Raw genomic sequence first — 25419 nt, 5'->3', positions numbered from 1 at the left:
CATGAGTACCCCGTTGTACTGGATCCATGGTGCGCAGACACCCTTCGCATTAGGCCAGTTTGTGTGTGTGGGACGGAACTATGCGGATCACGCCAAGGAATTGGGAAATACCGTTCCCGAGGCGCCTATTTTGTTCATGAAGCCGCCAACGGCCTACCAGCCGTTGCGACGTGCAGAAGTTTCAACCGTGGTTGTCCCTTCAAGTGGAGGAGCGTGCCACCATGAACTTGAGCTCGCTTTGTTGATCGGCCGCCCGTTGGGACCTGAACTGATTCAGCATATTCCGAAAGATAAGCCGGATGCGCTGCTGGCAACGATTGCCGGGGTCGGTCTGGCGCTCGATCTCACACGCCGTGATGTACAAGACCAACTTAAAGCGAAAGGGCATCCGTGGGAGCGTGCGAAGGCGTTTGCCGGAAGCTGCCCGTTGACCGAGTTTGTGCCCACATCGCAGGCGGGTGACTTAAAACGACTTCGTTTTCGCTTAGTCCGCAATGCGCAGCTGCAGCAGGAGGGGCACGTCGGAAGCATGATTTTTTCGATTGCTGAGCTGTTGCGTGAGATCGCGTCGGTGTTCCGATTGCAACCCGGGGACGTGGTCCTTACAGGGACCCCAGCGGGCGTCGGTCCCCTTGAACATGGCGATGCGCTTGACCTCGAGTTAACGACCTCTGATTTTAATGTGTTTGGCTGGCAAGCTTTGGTGCAAAGCCGCTCGCACTTTGGCTAATTCACGGACTGGTTTCGTGCCTATGGAATTGCCCTTTTGGAAAACCATCCCCCTCGCAGAGATGACTCCCGAACAATGGGAATCCCTCTGTGATGGATGCGGAAAATGCTGCCTGCACAAGTTGTTAGACAGCCCTGAGCCCAGTATCAGTCATGAGCCTGCAGACGACCCAAGCATTGGGGGGCAAGGGGACTCGAGTGACGACCCCATGCGAGCGGGGGAAACCCTTTATTTCACCAATGTAACCTGTCAGTTACTCGACCGAACGCGTGGTGCGTGCACTGACTACGACGATCGACTCGCCACTGTGCCCGAGTGTGTGGTGTTATCGCCAAGTAACTTAGAGCACATTCACTATATGCCCATATCCTGTGCTTATCGGCGGCTCTATGAGGGGCATGACCTTCCTTCGTGGCATCCGTTACGGCATGGGGGAGACCGTGCTCCGATGATTGCGGCAGGCATGTCTGTCGTCGGACACTCGGTGGTTTCGGAAACCCAATGTGACCCAGAAGACGGTGTTATTATCCGCTGGCCTTTGCGTTTCGTACCCTAGATTCGACGTTGCTGAACGATCCGCGTCAAAAAGACCGTGCATGCGATAATGATGTAGACCGCAAAAATCACGCGCAACCAACCCGGCATCGAGAGCCCGAGGAAAGACCAATCGATCTCGGTACAGAGTCCTCCCGCTGCGAATAGCGACGGAAACCATTCATGCAACGGCGCAAAACTTGGAAAGTCTGGGAATGGACTACAGCTCGTGAATAATGGATTTGCGCGAGTTTGCAGGAATATGTGGTGGTGCGCTGAATAAAAACCTGCTGCAGCGCTTCCGAGCCAACCGAGCCAAGCAATCGTGCGCACCGCAGGTTTGTGCGGGGCTATGGCACCAAACCAAGCAAAGATTGCAACTGCCATCATGGCAGTTCGTTGGTAGACACACTGAACGCAAGGAATGAGCCCTTGAACATGCTGGAAGTACAAAGCAGCGAGCACTAAACTGGTCGCGGATACTGCGAGGAGTACCCAAGGGCCGCGCAGTGTAAGCCAAATTGAAATCGGCTGGCGATAGAAATTCATGACAATCTCGACGTTTGTTGACCCGTTATTCGGGCGGTCTACAAAGTAGACTCAAAGTAAAGATGATAAAACTTGTCCGACCATTAGTGGCACGTTACAATCATTGTTATAACAGTGCCGAAGTAAATCATCATTCACGGCATAATAAGCGGAATTAACTCGTATTGGAATATGCTAGAGTGAGTCCAACTGACGGAAAAAAGGCATTTATGTTTATCAAAGCGAAAAGCCCCGCGGGGTTTGCGGAAGAGTTTATTGTAAAGTCGATTTGGAAAGGTGACTTTGCTCCAGGCTCTATTCTTCCGGCAGAACGCGAGCTTTCTGAGTTGATCGGTGTAACTCGAACGACCTTGCGTGAGGTGTTACAGCGTCTCGCGCGCGATGGCTGGTTGACCATTCAACATGGTAAGCCCACACGGGTAAATAACTTTTGGGAAACCTCGGGCCTGAACATTCTTGAGACGCTTGCGCGGCTCGATGAAGAAGGGATGCCGGATCTCGTCGACCATTTGTTATCGGCTCGAACGAATATCAGTGCGATTTATATTCGCCAGGCGATTCGGAACAACCCCGAACGGTGTGCAGAAGTGTTGCGCGGTGCGGAGACTCTTGAAGACAGTGCGAAAGCCTTCGCTGAATTCGATTACTATCTCAATCATGAACTCGCGCTAGCTTCTGGAAACCCAATTTATGTCTTGGTGCTGAATGGTTTCAAAGGCCTTTATGCACGCATTGGTCAATTTTACTTTTCTAATGCAACGGGTCGGGAGCTTGCTCGCACCTATTACGCAGCGTTAGGTCAAACCGTTGCGGCTGCAGATTATAATGGCAGTACGAATCTGGTGCGCCAGTACGGGTACGACTCAGCCAAAATCTGGCTTGAACTGCGCGAGTCGATCCCCGAGAACTTGGTCGAGTAGAAAAGCTGCATAGGCAGCGAGCATTATCTTGAGAGTAAATGCAGATACAAAAAAACCGCAGCATGCTGCGGTTTTTTTATGGGCGAGTTGCTTAGCCGAAGTTTTTGCTCGCAAATTCCCAGTTGACCAATTTCCAGAACGACTCCAAGTACTTCGGACGTGCATTCCGGTAATCGATATAATATGCGTGCTCCCACAGGTCAACGGTTAGAACAGGCGTCAGATTGTCGTCTGTTAATGGCGTTGCAGCGTTACTGGTGTTGACGATATCTAAGCTTCCGTCAGACGTCTTCACCAACCAAGTCCAACTTGAGCCGAAGTTGTTTACAGCGGCAGTATCAAATGCTTTTTTGAAGTCAGCAAATGAGCCCCATTTCGCGTTGATGGCTTTTGCCAATGCACCGGTAGGCTCACCACCACCGTTCGGGCTTAAGCAGTGCCAGTAAAACGTATGGTTCCAGACCTGTGCTGCATTATTAAACACACCACCGCTCGACGTTTTCACAATTTCTTCGAGCGACTTGCCCGCGAACTCTGAACCTTCAACCAGTCCGTTCAGTTTGTCGACGTAGGTTTGGTGATGTTTGCCATAGTGGTACTCAAGAGTTTCCGCTGAGATGTGGGGTTCCAAGGCATTTTTCTCATAAGGCAATGCGGGTAGTTCGAAAGCCATAATTGCTTCTCCGTTTCGATTGTCATAAAAAAACATCGGCGTGAATGCTGTACCGACTTGTCTCACGCGGCGCTTGCCGCGCGCTATTTAGAAATTTCGTTCCATTGAGTATAGCGAACCACAGACAAAAAATAACGGGGTTTGCCATGACTCTATATACATTGGGATATCTCGTTTGGTTTTCAACCCTCCATTTTTACTTTGTCAGAAGCGTGGGACCGCTTCATCCTGTGCAGGTTCTTATGTTATAATCCGGCTCCAAATTTGAGTACTCGGTGAGGATTTATCATGCAAGATATGCAACCTGAACAAACGCAGACGACCGAAGCGCGCATTCGTCAACAAATCGCCGAGAACCCGGTTTTGCTCTATATGAAGGGCTCGCCGAAGCTTCCAAGTTGTGGCTTTTCAGCGCAGGCGTCGCAAGCTTTGATGGCATGTGGCAAGCCTTTCGCTTATGTGGACGTTCTGCAAAACCCAGATATTCGTGCGGAACTGCCGCGTATTGCAGACTGGCCAACATTCCCGCAATTGTGGGTGAACGGCGAGTTGATTGGCGGCTGCGATATTATTCTGGAAATGTTCCAAGCGGGTGAGTTGCAACCGCTAGTGGAAGAAGCGGCACCTTCGGTTGAAGACGAGCAAAAATAAATAGTAAGTGCAGTTTTGAGACGTTATTCGTCTCTCCTCTCTCCATGCGGAGTTGTATGAGTGCCACGCAGGTGGCGCTCAATCGCATTCCTTACAATGCATAAGTTTTAAAAAAGAAACGTCGCGTAGAACGACGTCCTGAGCTTTTGTTTAACTAAACTAGAACGGAGATATAAATGGCTGTATTAGTTGGCCGTCAGGCCCCGGACTTTACCGCTGCGGCAGTCTTAGGTACTGGTGAGATCGTTGAAAACTTTACGTTGAGCGATCACATCCGTGGTAAGAAAGCGGTGTTGTTTTTCTATCCTCTGGATTTCACGTTCGTATGTCCTTCCGAGTTGATTGCTTTTGATAAGCGCTTGGCTGAATTTGAAAGCCGTGGTGTTGAGGTCATCGGTGTTTCCATCGATTCACAATTCTCGCATCATGCATGGCGTAACACGCCGGTTGAGAAAGGCGGAATCGGCGAAGTGAAATACCCACTGGTTGCAGACGTCAAGCACGAGATCTGCAAGGCGTATGATGTTGAGCATCCAGAAGCAGGGGTTGCCTTCCGTGGTTCGTTCCTGATTGATGAAAATGGCGTTGTTCGCCATCAGGTCATCAACGATCTGCCATTAGGCCGCAACGTCGACGAAATGTTGCGTATGGTTGATGCACTTGCCTTCCACCAAGAGCACGGCGAAGTATGCCCAGCCGGTTGGAACAAAGGTGATGAAGGTATGAAAGCAGACGCTCAAGGTGTTGCTGCTTACTTAAGCAAAAACAGCGCGAAGCTGTAACTGCTCGACTCAATCATTTTTTGATTCATGAATACAAAAACCGCGCCTAGCGCGGTTTTTTATTTCCCATCTGTATAAAAAATAAACATTTTTAGTTCTGGAAACTTCCATATCTTCATGATCAAATATCATCATCTTTCGGCAGCCATGCTGGCTGTTTTTGTGTTTTCAGGTGCGCATGGGAGTGAGTCCGAGCGCGTTATTGTCGGATTCCAACCCGGAGCAAAAGCAGAAGTTCTGCGCTTTGTCGAGCGTCAAGGCGGACGCGCTGTGGTGGACTTAAGTCGCGAGAGTGCGATGGCGTTAGAAGTGCCACCTCAAGCATTACGTGGCCTTCGGAACAACCCCAATGTCATTTATGTCGAAACGGACCAAAAGCGCCTACTGCTAAAGGGTGAGTTCAAACCGAATGCGCCGTACGGTATTCAAATGGTTCAGGCGGCACTGGGAATTCAGCCACGGAACGAAACACCTTCACCCGTTTAAACAACAATGGCGTGCTAAGTGTTGCTGCGGCTGGGAATAGCTCCAGTACCTTCTATATTTTCCCTGCCTCGTATGATGCGGTTGTCTCGGTCGCCGCACTGGCAGGTGCTCGGGAATATCGAAAACAATGGCCGATATACCGATGATACCGGATTACGTGGAAGCGGAGTATTGACCTATCAATTGTGCGAAGTGGGAACGGATACCTGTTCGTTACCCGTCCAAATTGCCTACTAAGCGAGGGGCCAACCGCCTAAGTTTTTGTAGCGATTAATCATCCAACAAAAGAGGTCCGCAGTGCGCTCTGTGTCATACAATGCGCTGTGGGCCTCTTTGCCATCAAATGGGATACCCGCCGCTTGGCAGGCTTTCACCAACACGGTTTGGCCGACCGTCAGCGCGGCGAGTGCTGTGGTATCAAAGGTGACAAAAGGATGGAACGGGTTGCGCTTCAGTCCGGCCCGCTCAGCAGCAGCCATCACGAAGCCATGATCGAATGTTGCATTATGACCTACCAAGACAGCGCGCTGGCATCCTGCAGCCTTTTGTGCTTTTCGCACCGCCTTAAATATTTCATGCAAACCCTCGCGCTCTGAGACGGCGCCGCGCAGAGGATTAGCGGGATCGATCCCGTTAAATTCGATGGCTGCTTTCTCGATATTTGCCCCTTCAAAGGGCTCAATGTGCGCGTGATGGGTCGCAACCGGCACCAGTTCGCCGGACCCATTGAAATCGAGAAGAACGGCAGCAATCTCAAGCAACGCATCCGTTTTGGCATTAAATCCACCGGTCTCGACGTCAATAACCACGGGAAGATAACCACGGAAACGGTCTTTTAGCGCAGGCTTGATTTGGGTCATGAGTATCCTTAACGAGTTACAAATCGACTTTGTCTTTGAATTCACAAAGATCTTCGATCAGGCATGAACCGCAGCGGGGCTTCCGCGCGATGCAGGTATATCGGCCGTGCAGAATGAGCCAGTGATGGACGTCCACTTTAAATTCCGCTGGTACGACTTTAAGGAGTCGTTTTTCGACGGCATCAACCGTCTTTCCAGGTGCTAGCTTGGTGCGGTTACTCACCCGAAAGATATGCGTATCGACGGCGATCGTTGGCCAGCCAAACGCCGTGTTCAGCACCACATTTGCGGTTTTTCGGCCCACGCCCGGAAGTGCCTCGAGCGCCTCGCGATTCTCTGGAACTTCACCGCCGTGAACTTCCACCAAAATACGGCAGGTTTTGATGACGTTTTCGGCCTTCGTATTGAATAGGCCGATGGTTTTGATGTAGTGCTTCACACCATCAACACCGAGTGCGAGCATATCGGCTGGATTATTGGCAACCTTGAAAAGGGGTCCAGTCGCTTTGTTGACGCCAACATCGGTTGCTTGTGCGGAGAGCAATACAGCAATTAGCAATTCGAACGGATTGCTAAAATTAAGTTCTGTGGTTGGATGCGGGTTGGCTGCCCGAAGCCGCTCAAGGATCGCGACGCGTTTTTGTTGGTTCATATGCGTTGTGTCCTGTTTTTAGTTTACCGTCGTTACGCGAGCGCGCTGCGCTTTCACCACCGGACTCTGGGCGGCTTTGCGTTGTCGACGTGCATCAAGCCAGTTTTTGCCAGCAATGAGAAAGCCCATGCCGATAAAGGCCCCCGGCGGTAAAATCGCCAGGAGCAGTGGGTAATCAAACTGGATAAGCTGAATGCGTAAGTCCCGAGCCCACTCCCCGAGTAGCATCTCGGCACCATCCAGTAATGTCCCTTGACCCAGCAGTTCGCGCAGTGCACCGAGTGCCACAAGGACAAACGCAAAGCCAAGTCCCATGACAAAACCATCATAGGCTGCCTTTGGCCATGGATTTTTCGATGCGTACGCTTCTGCACGCCCAATAATCGCGCAGTTGGTTACAATCAGGGGGATGAAGATCCCTAAGGCCATAAATAAACCGTAGGTGAATGCGTTCATCAACAATTCCACCAGGGTGACAAAGGTTGCGATGACGATGACAAATACGGGAATCCGAATTTCTTTTGGGACGAAGTTGCGCACGAGTGAAACCGTCAAGTTCGAGCCAATGAGCACCAGCATCGTGGCGAGGCCTAAGCCTAAGGCATTTGTGACGGTTCCAGTGACCGCGAGTAACGGGCAGAGGCCCAACAGCTGAACCAGTGCGGGATTATTTTCCCACAAGCCGTCGCGTGTGAGTGTTTGATACTCTGAATCCATCATCCAGTCTCCTCGGGATTCATGACCGTGACAGGCTCTATCTGACCATAACAATCGGCAGGTGCGGCAAACAATTCTTCAGTATTATTTTGAGCGTACCACACCGTCCGGGACACCGCATTGACCACGGCTCGAGGCGTGATGGTCGCGCCAGTGAATTGGTCAAACATACCGCCATCGCGACGCACCGCCCAACGTGCATCGGTTTCACTGCGCATGCGTTGGCCATCAAAACTTAAAATCCAATCATCCCGTGCGATTTCAATTTTGTCTCCGAGTCCTGGGGTTTCTCGGTGCTGTAAAACACGAACGCCTTTGACCGTTCCGGTCGGATTCAGCGCGACCAACATGTGAATCTGCCCGCTGTAACCGTCGGGCGCGGTCGTGCGGATCGCAAGGCCCGTTGGCTCGCCGTCAAGCCGCGCTCGATACACCGGTTGTTGTGCAAGGCCGAGAATATCGGGTGCAGAAACGGTCGTGCAGTCTGCATAGAGATCGTTGTCATGCATCGCAGGGGGGATGAGGGTATTCAATGTACGCAGGAGATCATTGCGTTGTTGCTCGGCGATCCGATCTGCGGTCAAAAGCTGCACGCCAATAATCAGAGACGTCGCGATGACGGCGAAAGCACCTAAAATGAAACCATTTCGTTGAATACTTTTGCGTAACGTCGGCATTATGAACGTTCCTCCCGATGTCCATACACTGTGGGGCGCGTGTACTGATCAATCACGGGAACACACAAATTCGCCAAAAGAACGGCAAATGCCACTGCATCAGGATAACCACCCCAGGTCCGAATCACATATATCAGCACACCGATAAGACCGGCGTACACGAGTTTGCCGCGGGTTGAGGTCGCGGCCGAGACCGGATCGGTCGCGATAAAAAAGGCCGCGAGCATGGTGGCACCGCTCAACAAATGAATATCCACATTGGGGAGGTGGTCGGGCGCTATCAATGCGCCTATCAATGCAAACAGGCCAAGACTGCCCAGCAAGGCGCCGGGAATATGCCAGGTGATAACGCGTTGCTGAATTAAGAATAATCCCCCAAGGAGATAGGCGGCATTGACCCACTGCCATCCCATTCCTGCAGCACCGGAAAATATCGGTGCGCTCTTGGCTTCACTGAGGGTGAAGCCTTGGGCTAGTTCGGTTTTGATGTGATCGAGAGGCGTGGCCATTACAATTGCATCAAGCAAGGTACCGCTCTCGACTCGACGAATTTGTTCTAGACTGAATCCCTCACCGGTAAAACCAAACAAGAAAACAAGAATGCTATCCCACAAGCCCGGTAATTCGGTCAGACTGCTGGGCGGCAGCCAACTGGTCATTTGCACAGGGAAGGAGATGAGCAGCAGGACATAACCTGCCATGGCCGGGTTGAATATGTTTTGCCCCACGCCACCAAATAGGTGTTTGACGACCACGATTGAGAAGAGTGTCCCAATCACGATGATCCACCACGGGGCGAGGGGTGGGATACTCACGGCAAGGAGCGCAGCAGTCACGACCGCGGTGTAATCCCGCAACCCAGAACTGGGCGCACGATCGCGCGCTAACAAACAGAGTGCTTCACTTGCAAGCGCGACAGCAATCGCTAGGGCGAGTTGCAGGATGACGCCCCAACCAAAGAAATACCACTGGGCGAGAATACCTGGAATCATGGCAATTAACACGAGGCGCATTAAATCTGCGGTACTGCGACGCAGGTGATGATGCGGAGATGAAGCGACATAAAAGCTCATGAATCTTTATCCTTCTCTGCGTCTCGAGCCGCTTTTCGCGCTTTTGCACGCGCCACAGCGGCAGCCACTTGGTCTTTATTGGATACTGGCTTTTCAACTCGGGGCGCATCGTTTTGTGCTGATGGCTTAGCCGGCGTGTTCGAGGTTTGGTTCTCTGCCTCGCGAGCCGCTTTACGCGCTTTTGCTCGTGCAACCGCGGCCGCAACCTGATCGTCCTTCGACGACGCGCTTGAGGTGGTCGCTCCCTCGGCCGCTGCTTTTTTCGCTTTCACGCGTGCAAGCGCGGCTTTCACAGGGTCATTATCCCCCTCAGAGGCCGCTGGGGTGTTCTGTTCGCGAGCAGCAAGCGCTGCTTCACGGGCTTCTGCGGCTTTACGATGCCGTTCAAGACGTTCTTGTTTTTCTCGTTCCAACCGTGCCTGACGTGCTTCGAACCGTTGCCGTGCTATTTCGGCTTTTTGATGCTCAATGGCTTGCTCGCGCATTTCGGCCTTGGCTTGCCGATAGTATTGCACCAACGGAATTTCACTTGGGCATACGTAAGCACAGGCTCCACATTCGATGCAATCTGGGAGGTGATGTGTTTTGAGACCATCATAGTCTTTCGATTTTGCAAACCAGTATAACTGTTGCGGTAACAAGGAAGCAGGGCAGACATCGGCACATGCACCACAGCGAATACAGGGCATCTCTGGGCCTGCAGCTGGAAGCTCTGTACGGGTGGGCGCTAAGATACAATTGGTTGTTTTTATCACCGGAACCTGCAGGTGAGGTAAAGTGAAGCCCATCATAGGCCCACCCATAATGACACGTTGATCCCGTTCCGGTGTGAATCCTGCTTGCTCCAAAAGGTAAGCTACGGGCGTTCCGAGGGGAACCCAAGCGGTGCAGGGAGTTGCCAGTGCTTCACCCGTGAGTGTCACCACACGTTCAATGAGTGGCTCGCCTTTTTCCAAAGCACGAGACACCGCGAACGCGGTCCCCGTATTGTGCATTAACACACCAATATCGAGGGGTAGCCCTTGTGCTGGTACTTGCTTTCCAGTCAAAATTTGAATCAACTGACGCTCGCCACCCGATGGATACTTGGTCGGAATCACGACGACCTCGATCACCGAGGAGGTGGCGTTCTGTGCGGCGGATTGCATGGCCGTAATGGCCTCGGGCTTATTGTCTTCGATTGCAATGACTACACGTTTTGCTTGGGTTAGCCATTGGAGGGCTTCGGTCCCCCGGACGATGGCATCGGCATGTTCGCGCATGAGCCGGTCATCGGCCGCAATGTAGGGTTCACACTCCACGCCGTTGATAATCAGTACGTCGATTCCGTTGGCGCTCGCAATCTTACGTGCGGTGGGGAAACCGGCGCCCCCGAGTCCAGCAATACCATACTGATGTAAATGTTCAAGAACCTGTAGTCTGGTGCTGCTTTGATAATTCGGGAGTGGATGACGATCGATCCATAGGTCGTCTCCATCGGCGCGCAGGCGAATACCTGGACCCCGCATGGCCGATGGATGATTGAGTGGAAAATCGCCTATCTCGACAATGATTCCCGACGTTGGTGCATGGACGGGCAGGCCGTGCTCAATACCCGGTTGGGTTAAGGCTTGACCTTTGCGGACATAATCACCCACTTGAACGACAAGTTCACCCAAGGCGCCAATGTGTTGGCGCAGAGGAACAATGAGTTCTGGCGCAATGGGGAAACGGCGAATGGGCGTTTCATTCGCGGGCGCCTTGCGCTCCGGGGGATGAATTCCACCCGGAAAGGACCAGAGTTGCACTGTGTTTGAGTTTACACTGGCTGATGAGCTCATCTGTGTTCCTCATCCGCAGATACGGAATGGGATGAAGACGCTTGCGTTGCGTCCAGCACGGCTACGGGGATTTGCTCAAGATTCCACTTCCAGCGTTCCGGTTTTTCCGGAACGGGGAGCATATCGATACAGTCGACGGGGCAGGGTTCAACACAGAGATCGCATCCGGTGCACTCATCGGCAATGACGGTGTGCATTTGCTTGGTCGCGCCAATGATGGCGTCAACCGGACAGGCTTGGATGCATTTTGTGCAGCCGATGCACTCATCCTCGCGAATAACCGCTACCTTCTTCACATCCTCATTTCCATGGGCTGCATCCAGTGGTTTTGCTTCGCGTCCGAGTAAGTCGGCTAGCTTGTCAATGGTCGCTTGTCCACCCGGCGGGCATTTATTTAATTCGTCGCCATCGGCAATTGCTTGGGCGTAAGGACGGCAGCCCGGATAACCACATTGGCCGCACTGGGTTTGCGGTAGTAATGCATCAATTTGTTCAACAATGGGGTCGCCTTCTACTCGGAAGCGCACGGCTGCGAAACCGAGAATGAGTCCTGCGACGAGCGCGAGGATGCTGAGTGCTGCGATACCGACGATCCAACTCATGAGAAACTCACCAATCCGGCAAAGCCCATAAAGGCGAGCGACATCAGTCCGGCCGTAATCATTCCAATGGCGGCGCCGCGGAACGGCAACGGCACATCAGCGGCGGCAAGACGCTCACGGAGCGCGGAGAAGAGTACGAGGACGAGCGAGAAGCCCACGGCAGCACCAAACCCGTAGACGATCGATTCGATAAAGTTATGTTGTTCATTGACATTCAAGAGTGCGACCCCGAGAACCGCGCAGTTTGAAGTAATCAACGGTAAGAAGATACCCAACAGACGATACAGGGTTGGGCTTGTTTTCTGCACGACCATTTCGGTGAATTGCACGACGACGGCGATCACAAGGATAAAGCTCAGTGTGCGCAGCGACATCAGATCCAGTGGCTGCAAGATATATTGATTCACGAGGTAACTGCTGACCGAGGCGAGGGTCAGGACAAACGTGGTTGCCAAGGACATGCCGATAGCGGTCTCGAGTTTATTTGAGACCCCCATAAATGGGCACAATCCAAGGAATTGAACCAATACAAAGTTGTTGACCAATACAGTGGCCACAAGCAGCAAAACGATTTCGGTCATGGTGTCCAGATACCGAGCAATTCAGGTCATTGAGTTTTCTTGGGGTATTATCCGGTTTTAGGCGAGGAGAAACAACTTGCAGTGTCGGTATTTTTAAGGGAATCCTAAGAAGCCGTAGGCAGAATACCTGCTTTCAAGTAAACTAATGAGTCCGCTCTGCCGTTCGGTTCGGATTTTCAGCAAGAGGTTGGTTGTTTGGTTCACATTTTTGCACGACTACGCGCGCTCGATGAATGGACGTTCGATTGGATGTTCCGCTCGACCCGAGGGCTCCGTAAAAGCAGATTGGCCTTTTGGCTGTCGCGCAGTGGTGACGGGCCATACTATGCGCTGTTTGCTCTGTTCGCTGCAATTGCTGCAGTCGAAGGGAGTGTCTTGTTTATTCAGCGTGCACTGCTCGCTTTTGCAATTGAAATTCCGCTTTTTATTGGTTTGAAGAATCTGCTGCGGCGTGATCGTCCGTGGTTACGTCGAAAAGTCAAACCCGTGATCAAACCCGCAGATCGATTTTCGTTCCCATCCGGACATGCCACGGCAGCATTTTTGTTTGCTGCGCTGGTGATAGCAAGCTTCCCTGTCTGGGCCCCCATTTTTTACGGCTGGGCCACGCTCGTTGCCATTTCTCGCGTTGCCCTCGGTGTGCATTATCCCAGTGATGTTCTCGCTGGCGCCTTCCTCGGTACCCTCATCGCTGGCTTGACCGTCGCCGTCCTCTAAGTAGCCAACGCATGTTCCGTAACGGGGCGTTGGGTTTTGCTCGGGATGGAGTTGCTTTCGAATTTCAGTCCCAACGCGGTGCGTTGGCTACTTGTTTGTTCGGTGTGTTGGATGCAGCGAAAGACAGGGAAAAGGAGTTTGTGGCTCCCCAGGTTGGATTCGAACCAACGACACATGGATTAACAGTCCACCGCTCTAACCAACTGAGCTACTGGGGAATTTCAAAGGGGGTCTTGCGTGTTTCTTTTGGGATGTAAGCGTGGCTCCCCAGGTTGGATTCGAACCAACGACACATGGATTAACAGTCCACCGCTCTAACCAACTGAGCTACTGGGGAATCGCTTAACGGGGCGGAATCTTAAAGGGATGCCCCGACCCTGTCAACATCTTGCAAAGAGAAATTTCATCGCAAACGTTTAATTGCGCAGAATTTCGACTTTTTGTAGTGAAATTGTTCGAAACCTGCATAACTTAGCGTTGCGGAGTATCAACCTGATTAAAAATTCGCCAAATGTTTTGCTTTTGGGGTTAACAAATTATCCACAGAAGGGTCGAAACCGCGCTGTGTCTAGCGCTCCCGATCTTATCCACTATTTCTGTGGATAACCTTGTGGTTAAGTCTGTGGGTTGCGTTACAAAACGTAGGCTATAGCGGATTGAGCGGAAAGGATACATTCTGGCACGCTTTTTATATTCCATATAAATCAATGGTTTAGGTTGTATATGAAGATCGGCATGGTTTTTGTGCAGTTCTCGCGTGAATTTCCGCCACGTTTGGATCACTCCTGTGAATTAATTTCTTAAAATTTATTCACAATGCACGATAAATTTACCAGTTTCTGGGTAGTTGCTTGTAAGGGATTACTCTCATTTTCTTTCGTTATGCAATTGTGACATTTCTGCGATTAAATCTATAACGTTTGCATATCCACGGTTGTTCTACCTCGAAAGAGAGCGGGTTATTGGCTTTTTACGGACAAAAAGGAGAGAGCGGTGCGGAACAGGGTATCATACCCAACGCATTGCGTTGGGTGTGCGGGCTAGAAGCGATACTATCACCGGATGATGATTGTAGCCAACGCACTGCGTTGGGTGTGCGGGCTAGAAGCGATACTATCACCGGGTGATGATTGTAGCCAACGCACTGCGTTGGGTGTGCGGGCATGATTCCCACCCGAGCAGACCCAACGCGTTGTGTTGGTTACGAATATTTTGCAGCAAACGCATGGATGCGTTTGACGGCTTCGTCGAGGATTTCACGACTTGCTGCAAAAGAAAGTCGGAAATGTCCAGGAGCCCCAAAGGCGGAACCGGGAACGAGTGCTACATTGGCTTCGCTGAGTAAGCGTTCGCAGAGTTCGATATCGCTGTCTACGCCTACCATCGCCATTAAGCCTTCCACATTTGGAAATGCGTAGAAGGTCCCATCGCCAGGACGCACTTTCAGTCCGGGAATTTTTGCCAGGCCTTCGATAAGGCGGTCATGACGTGCTTTAAACTCGGTCACCATCTCACCAATGAATGATTGGTCGCCCGTCAATGCGGCTAACGCAGCATGTTGTGAAATTGACGCTGGGTTTGAGGTGCTTTGCGACTGAACTTTTTTCATGGCGGCGATCAGGGGCTTTGGCCCTGCCGCATATCCAATCCGCCAACCGGTCATGGCGTAGGCTTTGGAAACACCTGAAAGAATGACTGTGCGATCTTTTAGGTCTGGTGCAACCATCGGGAGATTTACGAACGGAGCGTTAGTCCACAGAATGTGCTCATACATATCATCGGTTGCAATTAATACCTGCGGGTGCTTGCGTAGCACGTCCGCAATCGCTTTTAGTTCCTCTGCACTGTAGGCCATTCCAGTCGGATTGGATGGACTATTCAGGAACAACATTTTGGTTTTGGGTGTAATGGCCGCTTCTAGCTGCTCTGCCGTGATCTTATATGCTTGCTCAATTCCCGCCTCGATAACCACCGGAACCGCACCGACTAAGAGCGTCATGTCAGGGTAGGAAACCCAATACGGTGCCGGGATGATGACTTCATCACCCGCATCGAGCCATGCCGTGAGGAGGTTAAAAATACTATGCTTGCCGCCTGCTGAGACTAGAATTTCACTAGGCTCATAGTGCAATTGATTATCTCGCTTGAATTTTTCACAGACGGCTTTTTTCAGTTCTGGAATGCCATCCACGGCGGTGTAACGTGTGTGGCCAGCGTCGATCGCGGCTTTCGCAGCGGTGCAAATGAATTCTGGGGTAGTGAAGTCTGGCTCTCCAACGCCCAAACCAATCACGTCTTTGCCAGCCGCTTTGAGTTCGGCAGCTTTCTGGCTCACTGCCAGAGTCGGAGAAGGTTTGATAGCGTTGACGCGCTGTGAAAGTTTGTAGTCCACAAAGCACCTGTCTGCGTATGTTGTAGGGAAGAAAACCTGGGGTGTATATCAGGCAGCCACTATAAGTGGAGCAGGTCCAAAAGTCTAGTCGGGCCAGCCGTTTGCGTCCGTTAAATTGACAGAATTTGCGCAGTATTCATGGGATGATGGTGAATAGTCAGTTCATCGGAATTTCGCTATACTACGCGTTTTCCTCAACGCGCTCGGCGGGTTCGCCGACGTAGTTTTGTGGTAACGAGGAGCAAGCATGTCACTGCCACCCGTCGACGCACCAGATTCCTCTGAGAAAGCGCGTCGTGGAACGCATCGATCAACCCCGCAATCGCGTAAGCAAGAAATGCTTAACGCGCCCATTCCCCGTACCCTGTGGCGAATGACGTGGCCGATGATTTTTGGTATCGCCACACTGATTAGTTTTAATTTAGTCGATACATTTTTTATCTCATTGCTTGGCACCGAAGAGCTCGCGGCGATTGGTTTTACGTTTCCAGTGACCTTTACTGTCATTAGTCTCACCATTGGTTTGGGAATTGGTACCAGTGCCGTGATCGCGCGCAAGCTCGGTGCGGATCAAGATACTGCGGCACGCCACGTAGGCAGTTCCGCGCTCTGGTTATCGGCCTTGCTTGTGGGGGTGCTGTCCTTAGTCGGCTTTTTGTTCTCTCGGCCTATCTTTGCGCTGCTTGGCGCTTCAGCTGAAATCCAGATCCTCATTGATGCGTACATGAATATTTGGTTTGCTGGTGCAATCCTATTAGTCATTCCGATGGTTGGAAACAGTATCCTGCGGGCCTCTGGTGACACGAAGACGCCTTCATTGATCATGGGGTTGGGCGGCCTGATGAATGCGATTCTGGATCCATTGCTGATTTTCGGATTAGGTCCATTCCCTGCGCTTGGTATGCAGGGTGCAGCACTTGCGAGCGTAATTTCTTGGAGCATTGGGTTTTCGATTATTCTTTATTTGCTGATCCGCCGGAAGCGATTGATTGACCCGCTCCCACCTTCCGTTACGGAGTTTATCCTGTCTTCTCGGAAGCTCTTGACCATCGGTTTACCGGCGGCGGGAGCGAATATGCTGACGCCGATTTCGTTGGGGATTTTAACGGCCATTGTTGCGACACACGGTGCTCCTGCAGTGGCTGCATTCGGGGCCGGGGCCCGATTGGAATCGATGGCATCGATTGTGATTCTTGCATTGTCGATGACTTTGCCGCCCCTGATCAGCCAGAACTTTGGTGCAGGAAAGATTACGCGGGTGCAAGAGGCATACAAAGTTGCGCTTCGGTTTGTCCTTCTGTTCCAAGCCGCCGTTTATTTGGTTTTATTGGCGAGTTTACCAATTATTCAAACCGCTTTTGCGCGGGAAGAGGCGGTCGCTGACGTATTGGCTTGGTTTGTTATCATTATGCCGCTGGGGTACGGTGTTCAGGGTTGTATTATTTTAACCAATTCCTCCTTAAATGCGCTGCACCGTCCAATGCAGGCTTTGTTACTTAGTGTATTGCGCTTGTTTGTCATGTTTGTTCCGTTATCGTGGTTGGGAAATCACCTAGCGGGTCTCCTTGGCTTATTTATTGGTGGAGTGATTGCGAACGTCTTAACGGCTTGGATGGCATATCGATGGTTTATGCGCTTGACCGATGCGGAGCGGGGCAATGGACACGATGAGAAAAAACCGGCTGGAGCGGGAACTGAGATGCCGGTGACTGAAGCGACGGTAGCAAAAAGTTCAGCAACTCAAAAAGAAGGAGAGGGACGTTATGGCGCGTGAATTCCAACTCGTTTCTGAGTATCAACCTGCGGGTGATCAGCCGGCGGCTATTGAACGCTTAGTGACCAACCTCGATGCAGGGTTAGCCCACCAAACGCTGCTTGGAGTCACCGGTTCGGGAAAAACGTTCACGATGGCCAATGTCATTGCACGGACCAACCGTCCAACGCTTATTTTGGCGCATAACAAAACATTGGCGGCTCAGTTATATGGGGAAATGAAGGAGTTTTTCCCTAACAATGCGGTGGAATACTTTGTTTCCTATTACGACTATTACCAACCGGAAGCCTATGTACCGACCACAGACACCTTTATCGAGAAAGATGCGTCCATTAACGAGCACATTGAGCAAATGCGGCTCTCTGCTACCAAAGCGCTTATGGAACGGCGCGATGTTGTTTTGATTGCATCGGTTTCCGCGATTTACGGTTTGGGTGATCCCGATTCCTATATGAAAATGATGCTGCACTTGCGGCGGGGCGACATCATTGACCAGCGCGATATTCTGCGTCGGCTTGCCACCTTGCAATACACCCGAAATGATCAAGCGTTTACTCGGGGTACCTACCGAGTCCGGGGTGAGGTGATCGATATTTTTCCAGCGGAATCCGATGACATGGCGGTGCGTGTTGAGTTGTTCGATGATGAGATAGAGCGTATTAGTCTCTTTGAACCCTTGACCGGGCAAGTGATGCAAGCAGATTTAGCACGCTTCACCGTGTACCCGAAAACCCACTATGTCACCCCGCGCGAAAAAATTATTGAAGCGATTGAAGGGATAAAAGTTGAGCTGAAAGAGCGCCGAGAGCAATTTCTTGGGGAGAGCAAGCTCATTGAAGAGCAGCGGATTCGTGAGCGGACCCAGTTTGATATTGAGATGATGCTGGAATTAGGCTATTGCTCGGGAATTGAAAATTACTCACGCTACCTATCTGGTCGCGCGCCGGGTGAGCCACCTCCGACATTGATGGATTACTTGCCAGATGATGCACTTCTGATTATTGACGAATCCCATGTAACGGTTTCACAAGTTGGTGCAATGTATAAGGGCGACCGGTCGCGCAAAGAAAATCTCGTCGGCTACGGTTTTCGCTTGCCATCCGCACTGGATAATCGGCCACTTAAGTTTGATGAATTTGAAGCAATTGCACCTCAAACGATTTATGTGTCGGCCACGCCCGGTGATTACGAGCTCAAACGCTGTGAAGGCGAAGTCATCGAACAGGTTGTGCGTCCGACGGGGTTGATTGATCCAACCATTGAGGTTCGGCCGGTCGGGACCCAGGTCGATGACGTGATGTCAGAAGTTCGGCTGCGCGCAGAACTTGGTGAGCGCGTATTGATTACGACACTGACCAAAAAAATGGCAGAGGACCTGACTGACTATCTCGACGAACATGGAATTCGTGTGCGTTATTTACATTCCGATATTGATACTGTTGAGCGCATGGAAATTATTCGTGATTTGCGTCTCGGGGAGTTCGATGCGCTGGTTGGAATCAACCTATTGCGGGAAGGACTCGATATGCCGGAAGTGTCATTGGTGGCGATTTTGGACGCCGACAAAGAGGGCTTTTTACGCGCCGAACGCTCGCTGATTCAGACCATCGGCCGGGCGGCGCGTAACGTAAATGGCAAAGCGATTCTGTATGCGGACCGGATTACAAAGTCCATGCAAAAAGCCATTGATGAAACCGACCGACGTCGCGCTAAACAGATTGAATATAATACCCAACACGGAATTACGCCGATGGGGCTGAACAAACGGGTCACTGACGTGATGGATCTTGGTGGTGATGCCGGGAAACGTAAACGGGAAAAAGCACGAGCAGAAGCGGTAGCCCGAGGTATTAAAATTCCCAAGTTCAAAAGTCCCAAGGAAATCGGCCAGGCTATTGCTGAACAGGAGAAGGCAATGTACAAAGCCGCAGAGAACCTCGAGTTTGAGAAAGCTGCACGACTGCGTGACGAATTACACGAACTGCGTGAACAACTAAAAACCTACGGGTGATTTGTGTTTGCCTGAGTCATCGGTTGGGACCGGTCGATTTTGCACCACAGACAGGCTAAACTCAGGTCAATGCGTTGGTTTTTTCAGCAGTCAGTGGATGTGTTTATAATTTCCTGTTGACAGGCAAAAGCACCGCCCTATAATAGCGCCTCGCAACACAGGGAAGCGCTCTGGCGCTCATAATGAGTTGCAGATTACATAACTGAGTGTCAGTGGCAACACTGAAAACCGAATGGATGGTTAGCTCAGCTGGGAGAGCACCGCCCTTACAAGGCGGGGGTCACTGGTTCGAACCCAGTACCATCCACCAGTTATGTCATCGACGTCATAGAAATCTCAGTGGATGGTTAGCTCAGCTGGGAGAGCACCGCCCTTACAAGGCGGGGGTCACTGGTTCGAACCCAGTACCATCCACCATTTCTAAAACTGCCACTCGGCAGTTTTTTTGTTTCTGCTCTCGAATAAATTTAGTAGCCCCGCTGCGACGCCATCTCACGAATGTTACGAAGTTTGAAATATTTTGTAACAAATCTTCGGTTTCTTCCTGAACTGTTGTTCTTTAGACTACACCCATAACGTAATGGCTCGTTCATAAGGACCGTGAAGTTCCGGTTGCGTTTTTACGGCACGGATATGCCGGTACATGTTTGCAGGATAAGCATTCTTTCTGGATGAAATTGGCGACACGGATGTTGCTCCCTAATTTGTGAAAGTCGGCGTAGCGATACGCCGGCTTTTCTTTTTCCCCCGCCCGTACCTGTCGTTTTTCGTTTCTGATATACTTCGGCCCATTCATTTTGACTTTAATGGTAGGGATTCTTGCATGTCAGTTGTTTCGCGTTTTGCTCCGAGCCCAACGGGCTATCTCCACGTGGGTGGTGCACGTACCGCGCTTTATGCTTGGCTCGTGGCACGGGCTGCCGGTGGTAAATTTGTGCTTCGGATCGAAGACACGGACCGCGAACGGTCAACTCAAGAAGCGATCGATGCCATTTTTGAAGGGATGGAGTGGCTTGGCTTAACTTGGGATGAGCCTCCCATTTACCAAACGAAGCGCTTTGATCGTTATCAAACAGTGATTGATCAGTTGTTGGCTGAAGGTAAGGCGTACAAGTGTTACTGCTCGCATGAGCGGCTCGAGACAATGCGTGAAGAACAGATGGCGGCCGGTTTAAAGCCGCGCTATGACGGCAAATGTTATGGGCTTGAAGATCAACCTGGCAAGCCGTACGTAATCCGTTTTCGCAATCCGCAAGAGGGTAGCGTGGTTTTTGATGATCATGTCCGGGGCCGGATCGAGATTTCAAACAAAGAATTGGATGACTTGATTATTGCTCGGACCGACGGAACTCCGACCTACAATTTCTGTGTTGTAGTGGACGATTGGGATATGGGAATCACCCACGTGGTGCGTGGTGAGGACCATATCAACAATACACCGCGGCAGATCAATATCCTGCAGGCGCTTGGTGCACCGATTCCTGAGTATGCGCACGTGTCGATGATTTTGGGTGACGATGGAAAGAAGTTATCTAAGCGTCATGGCGCTGTGAGCGTCACAGAGTATCGAGACAAAGGCTATTTGCCGGAAGCAATGATTAATTATTTGGTGCGACTCGGCTGGTCTCACGGTGATCAAGAAGTATTTAGTCGCGATGAGCTCATCAGCATCTTTAAGCTGAGTGATATTAACAAAGCAGCGTCGGCCTTCAATACGGAAAAACTTAATTGGCTCAACCAGCATTACATGAAGACCCTGCCTGTTGAGCAAGTGGCGGCTGAGCTCGCATGGCATTTTGAGCAGCTCGGAATTGCTACGACCGGTGGCCCGGCCTTGACCGCGATTGTGGGCTTGCAAGCGGAACGGGTAAAGACCTTGCGGGAGATGGCCGAAATTAGCCGCTATTTTTATGAACCAGTCACGGGCTTTGAAGAGCAAGCAGCGAAAAAGCATTTGCGTCCTGTGGCGGGTGAACCACTGCGCGATGTGCAGCAGCGCTTCGCGGCATTAACAAGCTGGACCCCAGAGACGATACAGCAAGCGATTCAAGATACCTGTGCGGCACTGGATGTGGGTATGGGGAAAGTGGGCATGCCCTTACGCGTTGCAACCACAGGGGGTGGTAATTCACCCTCGTTGGATGTCACACTCGCTCTTATACCGCAAGCGGTTGTGGTAGAGCGTATTGGGCTCGCGCTGGAGTTTATTCAAGCCCGTGAGGAGAATGCCTGACATGCCGAAAATTCGTGAACTGCTAGCACATAATAAAGCCTGGGCGCAGACCCAAGTGGAGCAGGACCCTGAGTTTTTCGAACGCTTAGTTCAGCAGCAAAAACCAGAATATTTGTGGATCGGCTGTTCCGACAGCCGAGTTCCGGCTAATCAAATCGTTGGGCTGGCGCCGGGTGAAGTGTTTGTTCACCGAAATATCGCGAATCAGGTCATTCAAACAGACTTCAATTGCCTCGCAGTGATTGAGTATGCAATCAATGTGTTGCAAGTCCGTCATATCCTCGTGGTAGGGCATTACGGATGCGGTGGCGTGGCGGCCGCGATGGAAACTAATCGACACGGGATGGTCGACCAATGGCTGCACGGCATCAAAGATATTTATCGAGTCCATGAAGGGGAATTAAAGACATTGCCTTATGATGCTCGATTTGAACAGATGTGTGAGCTCAATGTGGTTGAACAAGTGCGTAATTTGTCACGAAATCACATTGTTCAAGAGGCGTGGGATCGGGGGCAAAAAGTCTCGATCCACGGCTGGATATACGCTGTAAAAGATGGATTGCTCAAAGATTTAGGGTGCACGATTACCGGTAAAGATGGGGTTGAGCCGATTTATCAGTATGGCTCTGACGAAGATTCCGATGATTAAGTAAGCGTGTGTTCTGCCTCAAATTTTGCGGATTTGTTGAAAAAGAAATCATATTGGCAAAAAAATAGGCGAACAAGCCGTAAGTCCGAAAAAACAGTTGACAGCGATACACTGGATTCTTAGAATGCGCCTCGCTGTCGGGGACAGAAGTCCTTTATCAGCGAGACCCGAATGTGGGGCTATAGCTCAGCTGGGAGAGCGCTTGCATGGCATGCAAGAGGTCAGCGGTTCGATCCCGCTTAGCTCCACCAAACATTCGGCGCGCACCAAGAAATGCGTCCCCTTCGTCTAGAGGCCTAGGACTCCGCCCTTTCACGGCGGCAACAGGGGTTCGAATCCCCTAGGGGACGCCACTTCTTCGCGCAAATGCAAATGTCTGCGTCCCCTTCGTCTAGAGGCCTAGGACTCCGCCCTTTCACGGCGGCAACAGGGGTTCGAATCCCCTAGGGGACGCCATCATTTGCACAGGGTTTACCGCGCGGCCAATTCGGTAAGCTTTTTTCTGGGTCCCCTTCGTCTAGAGGCCTAGGACTCCGCCCTTTCACGGCGGCAACAGGGGTTCGAATCCCCTAGGGGACGCCACATATTCGATGCGAAAGCATCTTTCATGTGCGCAACACGTGAAAAATACATAGAAAACGCCTGCACCTGCAGGCGTTTTTCGTTTCTCGCCTGCGGGTTTTACTGCGCGCTCTCAAGCGTCTGGTAAATCACTCCATTTTTCATGATTACCTGGAAGTTGGCTTCGGGATTCAAGAGTAGATTCAAGTCTTCGAGCGGGTTGCCCCGCACAATAATCAAGTCAGCCATTGCACCCGCTTCAATGAGTCCAAGAGGGCCTGGGTAAGGGTACCGTGGTCCGGAGAGCTGGAGTAGCTGACCATTGTTGTAGGTGGCCATCTGCAGAACTTCCGCGGGTGTGAACCATCGTTGCATGGAGAGTAGTCGGGGCATTTGCGACTCCGCGTTACCACCGCTAAATAATACGTCCGTTCCAAACGCGACCTTGACGCCATATTGACGAGCAAGGGCATAGGCGGTATCCGTGCCTTGGGCAACTTGTAATTGCTTCTGGCGGGCGAGGCCTGTTTTAGGGTTGGCATTTTCATCATCTAAAAATGGCTGCAAGCTCCACCAGATGTCGCGCTCGGCCATCAATTGGACGGTTTCTTCATTGACCAACTGGCCGTGCTCAATGCTTTTCACACCCGCACCGATCGCTATCTGAATAGCGCGCGAGGTATAAGCATGGACCGTTACATATGTTCCCCAGTTCTCCGCTGCAGCCACGGCTGCTGTTAGTTCATCATGGGTATACTGCGTCACATCAAGCGGGTCATAGAGAGAAGATACACCGCCACCGGCCATCAGTTTGATTTGGGTGGCCCCGAGCATTAATTGCTCACGGGCGCGCCGTAACACTTCCGCTTCGCCATCGGCAATCGCAGCGGCGCCTTGCAGCTCTGTATGACTCAAAGGGGTCGTTGAGCCACGCGGAACCTCATGGGGCAAGCGAAAGTCTCCATGGCCTCCGGTTTGGGAGATCATCGCGCCTGAGGGGAAGATACGTGGGCCCGGGGTAATGCCTTGTTCAATCGCGCGGCGTAGACCAAAGGTCGGGCCTCCCATGTCGCGGACGGTGGTGAATCCACGCAGTACAGTGGTTTTGGCGAGGTTGGCAGCAAGCACATGTAAATAACCCGGATCGGCGGTCAGGGCGTCAATCTGGCTCGGCGCCGCAAGCGCTGCGTGCCAGTGCGCATCAATGAGGCCAGGAATCAAGGTCCCCCCTTTGCCGTTTACAATGCGGCTCGGGGAGATGTTGTCGGGAATTTCTGAAACGACGTCTAGAATACGGCTTCCTTGCACAAGCACAACCTGAGGTTGAGAAGAGCGAGTCGCTTCGCGACTATCAAATACATAGACATTTTCTATGGCGATAACATCGGCGTGTGCAACCAACGGGGCGAATATCAAGCAAAGAACGACTCCAATTCCATATGCAAACTTCATAACGACCTCAATAAAAGTAAATGTGGCCTCTTGATAGTGGCGCAGATCAGTGAAATATCAATAAAAACTGCGTTGTTGAGATAGTTTTAGACTTTTTTCATAACAAATGAAAACAAGCGGCAAGGCGTGCTAAGTATCCGGTGATCGCTTTATGCCTGCGATGCGTTAAGATAGCGCGAGTGATGAGGAGGATTTATGGGACAAGCAGTCGCATTAATAACGGGCGCGGGTCGCCGCCTGGGTTTGCATATGACGAAAGGGCTGTTAGAGCAGGGCTGGCGGGTCATGGCCCTGTCGCGGAGTACCGGTGGTGAGCTTGGAGACATGGCTGTGGCCAACCAAAACCTCACGGTTATCGCCTGTGATGCATTGGATGATCGAAGCGTGGACGAAGCGATTACGGCGATCAAGGCTGAAACGAACAGCCTCGATTTCATCCTGCACAATGCGTCTATTTACGAAAAAGACGCAGCCCATGCGGAAGACGAATGTGCCTTTTATGATGCGTTATACCAGATTCACATGAAGTTGCCCGCACGCCTGAACCAAGCACTCAGTACGCTTCTGCAAAACAGTCAGCGGCCAACTGCAAATATTATTCATGTGACGGATATTTATGCGAGTAATCCGAATCCGGAATACGCGCTCTATTGCTCAACAAAAGCGGGCTTAGAGAATCTCATGCTGAGTTTTGCAAAGCGCTTGGCGCCGCGGGTCCGTGTGAACGCTATTCAGCCTGGGCCGATTAAATTTTTACCGGAGCACAGCGACGGCGATAAAAAACAGGTGTTAAGCGAGACCTTGCTCCCGGTTGAAGGCGGGTTCGAGGCGCTCGAGCAGGCGATCCAAAGTATCCTCAATAACGAATATATGACCGCTGCGGTGATCCGTGTCGATGGCGGACGCTCGGTGACCTAGCCGCTGTCCCTGCAAGACAATCTCTTGCGTGGCCTGAGGGTGGATGAGCGCATCTACGCAGGCTTGCGTGTAGGGTTCTTCAAATGTAGCGGTCGTTGAGAAGTCGAGGTGCTCCTGGCTGGCGAGAATATCAAGGTCCAGGGTGCGATCTTTCGCACTGCGCATCGGGTCGTTTCGATCACGTCCATGCTGCGTTTCTAGCTGATTAAACCAAGCTTTGAGTTCGTGAGTCGACAACGTGGATGCAAACACGACTAAGGTGTTCAGAAAGTCATTCGCTGTATCGATCGCACACGGGGCCGTTTTGACCACGGGCATCACAAGCAAAGTCCCAAAACGGGCGCTCAGTTGGGCGAAGGCGTCGGCAAAGTGTTTTTCAGGCTCGATATTACTGCCAAGGCTCAC

24 protein-coding genes, 8 tRNA genes and 1 pseudogene are annotated in these 25419 nt (G+C 51.5%); 18 read left to right on the top strand and 15 right to left on the bottom strand.

From position 1 onward, the window contains the following. The first annotated feature begins 1 nt into the window (after position 1). Both CWE11_RS04765 and CWE11_RS04760 read left to right on the top strand, forming a co-directional pair. Complete coding sequence (locus tag CWE11_RS04765) at positions 2–730, top strand: fumarylacetoacetate hydrolase family protein (protein WP_126776449.1); 729 nt, start codon at positions 2–4, stop codon at positions 728–730. A gap of 22 nt (positions 731–752) precedes the next feature. Continuing rightward, complete coding sequence (locus CWE11_RS04760) at positions 753–1286, top strand: YcgN family cysteine cluster protein (RefSeq protein WP_126776448.1); 534 nt, start codon at positions 753–755, stop codon at positions 1284–1286. Here the strand turns inward: CWE11_RS04760 and dsbB are convergent. Next, on the bottom strand, positions 1283–1813 hold the full coding sequence (gene dsbB / locus CWE11_RS04755; protein ID WP_126776447.1) for a disulfide bond formation protein DsbB: 531 nt from the start codon (positions 1811–1813) through the stop codon (positions 1283–1285). The two genes, CWE11_RS04760 and dsbB, sit on opposite strands and share 4 nt — an antisense overlap. A gap of 209 nt (positions 1814–2022) precedes the next feature. Here dsbB and fadR point away from each other — a divergent pair, with 209 nt between their 5' ends. Then, complete coding sequence (gene fadR, locus CWE11_RS04750; protein ID WP_126776556.1) at positions 2023–2733, top strand: fatty acid metabolism transcriptional regulator FadR; 711 nt, start codon at positions 2023–2025, stop codon at positions 2731–2733. A gap of 91 nt (positions 2734–2824) precedes the next feature. Here the strand turns inward: fadR and sodB are convergent, their stop codons facing one another. Continuing rightward, positions 2825–3406: a superoxide dismutase [Fe] gene (gene sodB, locus CWE11_RS04745; RefSeq protein ID WP_126776446.1), complete on the bottom strand. Its 582-nt coding sequence runs from the start codon at positions 3404–3406 to the stop codon at positions 2825–2827. Between the two features lie 288 nt (positions 3407–3694). Between sodB and grxD the strand changes: the two genes are divergently transcribed. The 3 genes from grxD (at position 3695) to CWE11_RS04730 (ending at position 5325) form a co-directional block, all read left to right on the top strand. After that, entirely contained in the window at positions 3695–4057 is a 363-nt protein-coding gene (gene grxD / locus CWE11_RS04740; RefSeq protein ID WP_275540956.1) for a Grx4 family monothiol glutaredoxin, read from the top strand. Between the two features lie 176 nt (positions 4058–4233). Then, on the top strand, positions 4234–4839 hold the full coding sequence (locus CWE11_RS04735; protein ID WP_126776445.1) for a peroxiredoxin: 606 nt from the start codon (positions 4234–4236) through the stop codon (positions 4837–4839). Between the two features lie 117 nt (positions 4840–4956). After that, positions 4957–5325, top strand: a complete 369-nt coding sequence (locus tag CWE11_RS04730; protein WP_126776444.1) for a hypothetical protein — start codon at positions 4957–4959, stop codon at positions 5323–5325. A gap of 233 nt (positions 5326–5558) precedes the next feature. Here the strand turns inward: CWE11_RS04730 and rnt are convergent, their stop codons facing one another. The 8 genes from rnt to rsxA are packed head-to-tail and all read right to left on the bottom strand — an operon-like array spanning position 5559 to position 12307. Then, positions 5559–6185: a ribonuclease T gene (gene rnt, locus CWE11_RS04725; protein WP_126776443.1), complete on the bottom strand. Its 627-nt coding sequence runs from the start codon at positions 6183–6185 to the stop codon at positions 5559–5561. 16 nt (positions 6186–6201) lie between these two features. Further along, entirely contained in the window at positions 6202–6837 is a 636-nt protein-coding gene (gene nth / locus CWE11_RS04720; RefSeq protein WP_126776442.1) for an endonuclease III, read from the bottom strand. Between the two features lie 18 nt (positions 6838–6855). After that, positions 6856–7554 (bottom strand): electron transport complex subunit E, encoded by a 699-nt coding sequence (locus CWE11_RS04715; protein ID WP_126776554.1) that lies wholly within the window; start codon positions 7552–7554, stop codon positions 6856–6858. Next, positions 7554–8231 carry an electron transport complex subunit RsxG gene (rsxG, locus tag CWE11_RS04710; RefSeq protein ID WP_126776441.1) on the bottom strand — a complete coding sequence of 226 codons (678 nt, stop codon included), beginning with the start codon at positions 8229–8231 and terminating at the stop codon, positions 7554–7556. Before rsxG ends, CWE11_RS04715 begins: the two co-directional genes overlap by 1 nt. Further along, a complete protein-coding gene (rsxD, locus tag CWE11_RS04705) occupies positions 8231–9304 on the bottom strand; it encodes an electron transport complex subunit RsxD (RefSeq protein WP_126776440.1) in 1074 nt (357 codons plus the stop codon). The genes rsxG and rsxD overlap by 1 nt, the downstream gene beginning before the upstream one ends. Beyond that, positions 9301–11124 carry an electron transport complex subunit RsxC gene (gene rsxC, locus CWE11_RS04700; RefSeq protein WP_126776439.1) on the bottom strand — a complete coding sequence of 608 codons (1824 nt, stop codon included), beginning with the start codon at positions 11122–11124 and terminating at the stop codon, positions 9301–9303. Before rsxC ends, rsxD begins: the two co-directional genes overlap by 4 nt. Next, positions 11121–11726 carry an electron transport complex subunit RsxB gene (gene rsxB / locus CWE11_RS04695; RefSeq protein WP_126776438.1) on the bottom strand — a complete coding sequence of 202 codons (606 nt, stop codon included), beginning with the start codon at positions 11724–11726 and terminating at the stop codon, positions 11121–11123. The genes rsxC and rsxB overlap by 4 nt, the downstream gene beginning before the upstream one ends. Next, complete coding sequence (gene rsxA / locus CWE11_RS04690; protein ID WP_126776437.1) at positions 11723–12307, bottom strand: electron transport complex subunit RsxA; 585 nt, start codon at positions 12305–12307, stop codon at positions 11723–11725. The genes rsxB and rsxA overlap by 4 nt, the downstream gene beginning before the upstream one ends. 195 nt (positions 12308–12502) lie before the next feature. On the opposite strand from rsxA, the gene CWE11_RS04685 reads away from it, so the two are divergent. Beyond that, entirely contained in the window at positions 12503–13024 is a 522-nt protein-coding gene (locus CWE11_RS04685; RefSeq protein WP_126776436.1) for a phosphatase PAP2 family protein, read from the top strand. Between the two features lie 141 nt (positions 13025–13165). Here the strand turns inward: CWE11_RS04685 and CWE11_RS04680 are convergent. The 3 genes from CWE11_RS04680 to CWE11_RS04670 form a co-directional block, all read right to left on the bottom strand. Then, positions 13166–13242, bottom strand: a tRNA-Asn gene (locus CWE11_RS04680). A 42-nt stretch (positions 13243–13284) separates the two neighbouring features. Continuing rightward, positions 13285–13361, bottom strand: a tRNA-Asn gene (locus CWE11_RS04675). A gap of 864 nt (positions 13362–14225) precedes the next feature. After that, positions 14226–15416: a pyridoxal phosphate-dependent aminotransferase gene (locus CWE11_RS04670; RefSeq protein ID WP_126776435.1), complete on the bottom strand. Its 1191-nt coding sequence runs from the start codon at positions 15414–15416 to the stop codon at positions 14226–14228. Positions 15417–15753: 337 nt separating this feature from the next. Here CWE11_RS04670 and CWE11_RS04665 point away from each other — a divergent pair, with 337 nt between their 5' ends. From CWE11_RS04665 to CWE11_RS04620, 10 genes are all read left to right on the top strand, one after another. Then, positions 15754–17190 carry an MATE family efflux transporter gene (locus CWE11_RS04665; protein WP_241971733.1) on the top strand — a complete coding sequence of 479 codons (1437 nt, stop codon included), beginning with the start codon at positions 15754–15756 and terminating at the stop codon, positions 17188–17190. Then, positions 17180–19201, top strand: a complete 2022-nt coding sequence (gene uvrB / locus CWE11_RS04660; RefSeq protein ID WP_126776434.1) for an excinuclease ABC subunit UvrB — start codon at positions 17180–17182, stop codon at positions 19199–19201. The genes CWE11_RS04665 and uvrB overlap by 11 nt, the downstream gene beginning before the upstream one ends. A gap of 234 nt (positions 19202–19435) precedes the next feature. Next, positions 19436–19511: transfer RNA gene (locus tag CWE11_RS04655), tRNA-Val, on the top strand. A gap of 31 nt (positions 19512–19542) precedes the next feature. Further along, positions 19543–19618: transfer RNA gene (locus CWE11_RS04650), tRNA-Val, on the top strand. Positions 19619–20024: 406 nt separating this feature from the next. Then, complete coding sequence (gltX, locus tag CWE11_RS04645; protein WP_126776433.1) at positions 20025–21434, top strand: glutamate--tRNA ligase; 1410 nt, start codon at positions 20025–20027, stop codon at positions 21432–21434. 1 nt (position 21435) lies between these two features. Then, positions 21436–22083: a carbonate dehydratase gene (gene can, locus CWE11_RS04640; protein WP_126776432.1), complete on the top strand. Its 648-nt coding sequence runs from the start codon at positions 21436–21438 to the stop codon at positions 22081–22083. A gap of 175 nt (positions 22084–22258) precedes the next feature. Beyond that, positions 22259–22334: transfer RNA gene (locus CWE11_RS04635), tRNA-Ala, on the top strand. A 26-nt stretch (positions 22335–22360) separates the two neighbouring features. Then, positions 22361–22436 (top strand) — tRNA-Glu (locus CWE11_RS04630). Between the two features lie 27 nt (positions 22437–22463). Beyond that, a tRNA-Glu gene (locus CWE11_RS04625) sits at positions 22464–22539 on the top strand. 50 nt (positions 22540–22589) lie between these two features. After that, a tRNA-Glu gene (locus tag CWE11_RS04620) sits at positions 22590–22665 on the top strand. 99 nt (positions 22666–22764) lie between these two features. Here CWE11_RS04620 and CWE11_RS04615 read toward each other — a convergent pair. Beyond that, on the bottom strand, positions 22765–24096 hold the full coding sequence (locus CWE11_RS04615) for a metal-dependent hydrolase family protein (RefSeq protein ID WP_126776431.1): 1332 nt from the start codon (positions 24094–24096) through the stop codon (positions 22765–22767). Positions 24097–24291: 195 nt separating this feature from the next. On the opposite strand from CWE11_RS04615, the gene CWE11_RS04610 reads away from it, so the two are divergent. Continuing rightward, positions 24292–25014, top strand: coding sequence for an SDR family NAD(P)-dependent oxidoreductase (locus tag CWE11_RS04610; RefSeq protein WP_126776430.1), 723 nt, complete (start codon positions 24292–24294; stop codon positions 25012–25014). Between the two features lie 120 nt (positions 25015–25134). On the opposite strand, the pseudogene folK reads toward CWE11_RS04610, so the two are convergent. Then, positions 25135–25419 (bottom strand): annotated as a pseudogene (folK, locus tag CWE11_RS12130) (2-amino-4-hydroxy-6-hydroxymethyldihydropteridine diphosphokinase); the annotation flags it as partial.

Source organism: Aliidiomarina sanyensis (assembly GCF_003987175.1).
Taxonomy (GTDB): Bacteria; Pseudomonadota; Gammaproteobacteria; order Enterobacterales; family Alteromonadaceae; genus Aliidiomarina; species Aliidiomarina sanyensis.
The sequence above is the reverse complement of the archived record's forward strand: the minus strand, read 5'-3'. Positions and strand labels throughout refer to the sequence as shown.

Bases quoted from the DNA above. Each gene is read 5' to 3' on its own strand.
- CWE11_RS04765 (WP_126776449.1), top strand. From the start codon at position 2: ATGAGTACCCCGTTGTACTGGATCCATGGTGCGCAGACACCCTTCGCA.
- CWE11_RS04760 (WP_126776448.1), top strand. From the start codon at position 753: ATGGAATTGCCCTTTTGGAAAACCATCCCCCTCGCAGAGATGACTCCC.
- dsbB (WP_126776447.1), bottom strand. From the start codon at position 1,813: ATGAATTTCTATCGCCAGCCGATTTCAATTTGGCTTACACTGCGCGGC.
- fadR (WP_126776556.1), top strand. From the start codon at position 2,023: ATGTTTATCAAAGCGAAAAGCCCCGCGGGGTTTGCGGAAGAGTTTATT.
- sodB (WP_126776446.1), bottom strand. From the start codon at position 3,406: ATGGCTTTCGAACTACCCGCATTGCCTTATGAGAAAAATGCCTTGGAA.
- grxD (WP_275540956.1), top strand. From the start codon at position 3,695: ATGCAAGATATGCAACCTGAACAAACGCAGACGACCGAAGCGCGCATT.
- CWE11_RS04735 (WP_126776445.1), top strand. From the start codon at position 4,234: ATGGCTGTATTAGTTGGCCGTCAGGCCCCGGACTTTACCGCTGCGGCA.
- CWE11_RS04730 (WP_126776444.1), top strand. From the start codon at position 4,957: ATGATCAAATATCATCATCTTTCGGCAGCCATGCTGGCTGTTTTTGTG.
- rnt (WP_126776443.1), bottom strand. From the start codon at position 6,185: ATGACCCAAATCAAGCCTGCGCTAAAAGACCGTTTCCGTGGTTATCTT.
- nth (WP_126776442.1), bottom strand. From the start codon at position 6,837: ATGAACCAACAAAAACGCGTCGCGATCCTTGAGCGGCTTCGGGCAGCC.
- CWE11_RS04715 (WP_126776554.1), bottom strand. From the start codon at position 7,554: ATGGATTCAGAGTATCAAACACTCACACGCGACGGCTTGTGGGAAAAT.
- rsxG (WP_126776441.1), bottom strand. From the start codon at position 8,231: ATGCCGACGTTACGCAAAAGTATTCAACGAAATGGTTTCATTTTAGGT.
- rsxD (WP_126776440.1), bottom strand. From the start codon at position 9,304: ATGAGCTTTTATGTCGCTTCATCTCCGCATCATCACCTGCGTCGCAGT.
- rsxC (WP_126776439.1), bottom strand. From the start codon at position 11,124: ATGAGCTCATCAGCCAGTGTAAACTCAAACACAGTGCAACTCTGGTCC.
- rsxB (WP_126776438.1), bottom strand. From the start codon at position 11,726: ATGAGTTGGATCGTCGGTATCGCAGCACTCAGCATCCTCGCGCTCGTC.
- rsxA (WP_126776437.1), bottom strand. From the start codon at position 12,307: ATGACCGAAATCGTTTTGCTGCTTGTGGCCACTGTATTGGTCAACAAC.
- CWE11_RS04665 (WP_241971733.1), top strand. From the start codon at position 15,754: ATGCTTAACGCGCCCATTCCCCGTACCCTGTGGCGAATGACGTGGCCG.
- uvrB (WP_126776434.1), top strand. From the start codon at position 17,180: ATGGCGCGTGAATTCCAACTCGTTTCTGAGTATCAACCTGCGGGTGAT.
- gltX (WP_126776433.1), top strand. From the start codon at position 20,025: ATGTCAGTTGTTTCGCGTTTTGCTCCGAGCCCAACGGGCTATCTCCAC.
- can (WP_126776432.1), top strand. From the start codon at position 21,436: ATGCCGAAAATTCGTGAACTGCTAGCACATAATAAAGCCTGGGCGCAG.
- CWE11_RS04615 (WP_126776431.1), bottom strand. From the start codon at position 24,096: ATGAAGTTTGCATATGGAATTGGAGTCGTTCTTTGCTTGATATTCGCC.
- CWE11_RS04610 (WP_126776430.1), top strand. From the start codon at position 24,292: ATGGGACAAGCAGTCGCATTAATAACGGGCGCGGGTCGCCGCCTGGGT.